General features: G+C 68.2%; 3 protein-coding genes. All 3 read right to left on the bottom strand.

All coding sequences use genetic code 11. The features are described 5' to 3' along the window. Window positions 1-72 precede the first annotated feature (72 nt). Complete coding sequence (locus tag VJR25_RS14765) at window positions 73-1,587, bottom strand: CoA-acylating methylmalonate-semialdehyde dehydrogenase (RefSeq protein WP_324116346.1); 1,515 nt, start codon at window positions 1,585-1,587, stop codon at window positions 73-75. A 188-nt stretch (window positions 1,588-1,775) separates the two neighbouring features. After that, the gene (locus tag VJR25_RS14770) at window positions 1,776-2,483 is read right to left on the bottom strand and encodes a DsbA family protein (protein WP_324116348.1); all 708 of its coding nucleotides are present in this window, start codon (window positions 2,481-2,483) and stop codon (window positions 1,776-1,778) included. Beyond that, window positions 2,483-3,175 (bottom strand): DsbA family protein, encoded by a 693-nt coding sequence (locus VJR25_RS14775; RefSeq protein ID WP_324116350.1) that lies wholly within the window; start codon window positions 3,173-3,175, stop codon window positions 2,483-2,485. Before VJR25_RS14775 ends, VJR25_RS14770 begins: the two co-directional genes overlap by 1 nt. Window positions 3,176-3,213: the final 38 nt, after the last annotated feature.

The following is a 3,213-nucleotide window of genomic DNA, read 5'->3' on the forward strand; positions in this document are numbered from 1 at the left end:
CGCGGATGCCGTGGGGGTGTGCGCGTTTCGTCTCGCTCGCTGGCGCTCGCTCGCTCAACGACCGGGGGTGGGTCAGTCGTGCTGGGGGAAGCCGAGGTCGATGCCGCCGTGCTTGGCGGGGTCGAGCCAGCGGCTGGTGATGGCCTTCTCGCGGGTGAAGAAGTCGAACCCGTGCACGCCGTACGCCTTCGCGTCGCCGAACATGGACTGCTTCCACCCGCCGAACGAGTGGTAGGCGACCGGCACCGGGATCGGCACGTTGACGCCGATCATCCCGACCTGCACCTCGTTCTGGAACCGGCGCGCGGCTCCCCCGTCGTTCGTGAAGATCGCGGTGCCGTTGCCGAACCGCCCCGAGTTGATGAGCTCCAGGCCCTCGTCGTACGACTGCACCCGCACGATCGACAGCACCGGGCCGAAGATCTCCTCGCGGTACGCCGCCGAGCTCGTCGGCACCTTGTCGAGCAGCGTCGGGCCGAAGAAGAAGCCGTCCTCCGCACCGTCCACTTGGAACCCGCGGCCGTCCACGACGATGTCCGCGCCGTCGGCCTCCGCGACGTCGACGTAGCCTGCCACCTTGTCGCGGTGCACGCCCGTAATGAGCGGACCCATGTCCGGCTCCGGGGTGGATGCCCCATCGCCGATCCGCAGCCGGCCGATGCGCTCCCGGATCTTCGCGACCAGGTCGTCCGCGACGGGCTCCACGGCGAGCACGACGCTGATCGCCATGCACCGCTCCCCCGCCGCGCCGTACCCGGCGTTGACCGCCATGTCCGCTGCCAGCTCGAGGTCGGCATCCGGGAGCACCAGCATGTGGTTCTTCGCGCCGCCCAGGGCCTGCACCCGCTTGCCGGTGCGCGCGGCGTTCTCGTAGATGTACTGCGCGATGGGCGTCGACCCCACGAACGAGATGGACTGAACGACCGGGCTGTTCAGCAGACCGTCCACGGCCTGCTTGTCGCCCTGCAGCACCGTGAACACGCCGTCCGGCAGACCCGCCTCCTGCCACAGCTTCGCGAGCCAGATCGACGCGGAGGGATCCTTCTCGCTGGGCTTCACGATGGCCGCGTTGCCGGCCGCGATCGCGACCGAGAAGAACCACATCGGCACCATGACCGGGAAGTTGAACGGGGAGATGATGCCGATGACACCCAGTGGCTGCTTGAACGTGTAGACGTCGATGCCGGTGGACACGTTCTCCGAGTGCTCGCCCTTCGTCAGCGACGGGAAGCCGCACGCCAGCTCGACGACCTCCATGCCGCGTGCGATCTCGCCGGCGGCATCCGAAAGCACCTTGCCGTGCTCGCTCGTGATGATCGCCGCGAGCTCGCCCTTGCGTGCGTTCAGCAGCTCGCGGAACGCGAACATCACCGACTGACGCTTGGCGATCGAGTACTGCGACCACACCCGGAAGCCGCGCTCGGCCGATGCGATGGCATCCGCGATCACCGCGTCGTCGGCGAACTGCACCTCGGCCTGAACGGCTCCGGTCGCCGGGTTGAAGACGGGAGCGGTGCGGCTCCCTGCGACGACGCGTTCGGCGCCGTCGATCCAGTGCGGGATCGTCCGCGTGCTCTGGTCGGTCATGCCTGATCTCCTTCGGAGGCCCGTGTGCTCCATCCCTCGTCGGATGAAGCGTGCGGATCTACGCTACGTCGGGAACGGGGCGGGTGCACCGGATCGGGCGAACGGGCGGGGCGGGAGACGCGTTTCGGCTCGCTACGCTCGCTCAACGACCGGGGAGGGAGGGGAGACCGACCGGCCGGGGCGGGGGGCTACTTCAGCTTCGCGAGGATGGCCTGGGGGTCGCCGGCGGCGAGTTTGGCGTAGGGGATGTAGGTGCCGTTGACGATGACCGTGGGCGTGCCGGCCTGGCCGGTGGCCGGGTCTGCGGGCAGCGACTCGGTCAGCTTCTGCACGTAGCCGACGAAGCGGTGCGACGTGATGCACGCGTCGAGACCAGATGCCGTCGCGCCGGCACCGTGCGCGATGGCGACGATGCGCGCGTCGGCGAGGCCGTCCGAGCCCTCCTTGGGCTGGTCGGCGTACATCGCCGTGATGAACGGCCACACGCTGTCCGGGCTGTCCTGCGCGACGCAGTACGCGGCGCTGGCGGCGCGGCTGGAGAACTGGGTGCCGTTGGACGCGCGATCCAGAATCGCCACCGGATGCACCTGCAGGTGCACGGTCTTGCGCTCCACCTGGTCGCGCAGGGTCGGGCCGTAGTGCTTCTCGAACGCGTTGCAGACCGGGCACATGAAGTCGATGTACGTCGCGACCGTGTTCTTCGCCGACGGGTCGCCGACCGAGATCGCCCCCGTCTTCGTGTTGATGATGCTGCCGGACGGCCTCGCGCCCACGTCGGTCGACGTCGACTTCGCGGCGCTGTCGACCGCGATCACGACCCCGATCACCACGGCGACGACGAGCGCCACCACCGCGGTGATCCAGATCGCGAACCCGCTGCCCCGGCGTTCGGCCATCACTTGAAGAGCGAGCCGATCTGCGCCGGCGCGGGCAGCGTCGACAGCGAGATCGTCTTGCCGTCGATCGCGACCGTCGGCGTGCCGATGCCGGATGCACCCGGCGCCAGCGGCGTCTTCGGGGTCATCGCGGTCACGTACTTGGCGTACGTGTGCTTCGTGAAGTCGTTCTGCAGGTCGCTCGTCATGTTGACGCCGGCCTTCTTGGCGAGATCGATGAGCTGCTGGTCGGTGAGACCCGTCGCGCCCTCCGCCGGCTGGTTCGTGTACAGCATCTGGATGAACGCGTACACGTGCGAGTAGTCGCGCACGGCCACCGAGTACACGGCGCTCGCGGCGCGGGTCGAGTACTGCGTGCCGCTGGATTCACGGTCCAGGATCGAGATCGGGTGGATCTTCAGCGTGATCGTCTTGTCGGTGACGAGCTTCTGGATGTCGGTGCCGTACGCCTCTTCGAACTGCTGGCAGATGGGGCACTGCAGGTCGATGTAGGTGTCCATCGTCTTGGAGCCGCTGCCCAGCGAGATCGCGCCGCTCGCGGTGTCGATGTGCGAGGACTGCGGCTGAGTGCCCGAACCGGTGGCCGCGGAGTTCATCGCGATGACGACGCCGGCCACGGCGACCACGATCACCACGACGGCGATCGTGATCCAGATCGCGAACCAGTTCTTGTTGCGTGCAGCGGTGGCCATGTCTACCTCAGGGTCGGGGTTTCAGGTCAGGGGATCGG

It is taken from the genome of Microbacterium sp. (assembly GCF_035277845.1).
In the GTDB taxonomy this organism is placed as follows: domain Bacteria; phylum Actinomycetota; class Actinomycetes; order Actinomycetales; family Microbacteriaceae; genus Microbacterium.

Excerpts from the sequence above, each read along its gene's own strand:
- VJR25_RS14765 (WP_324116346.1), bottom strand. The coding sequence starts at position 1,587 with ATGACCGACCAGAGCACGCGGACGATCCCGCACTGGATCGACGGCGCC.
- VJR25_RS14770 (WP_324116348.1), bottom strand. The coding sequence starts at position 2,483 with ATGGCCGAACGCCGGGGCAGCGGGTTCGCGATCTGGATCACCGCGGTG.
- VJR25_RS14775 (WP_324116350.1), bottom strand. The coding sequence starts at position 3,175 with ATGGCCACCGCTGCACGCAACAAGAACTGGTTCGCGATCTGGATCACG.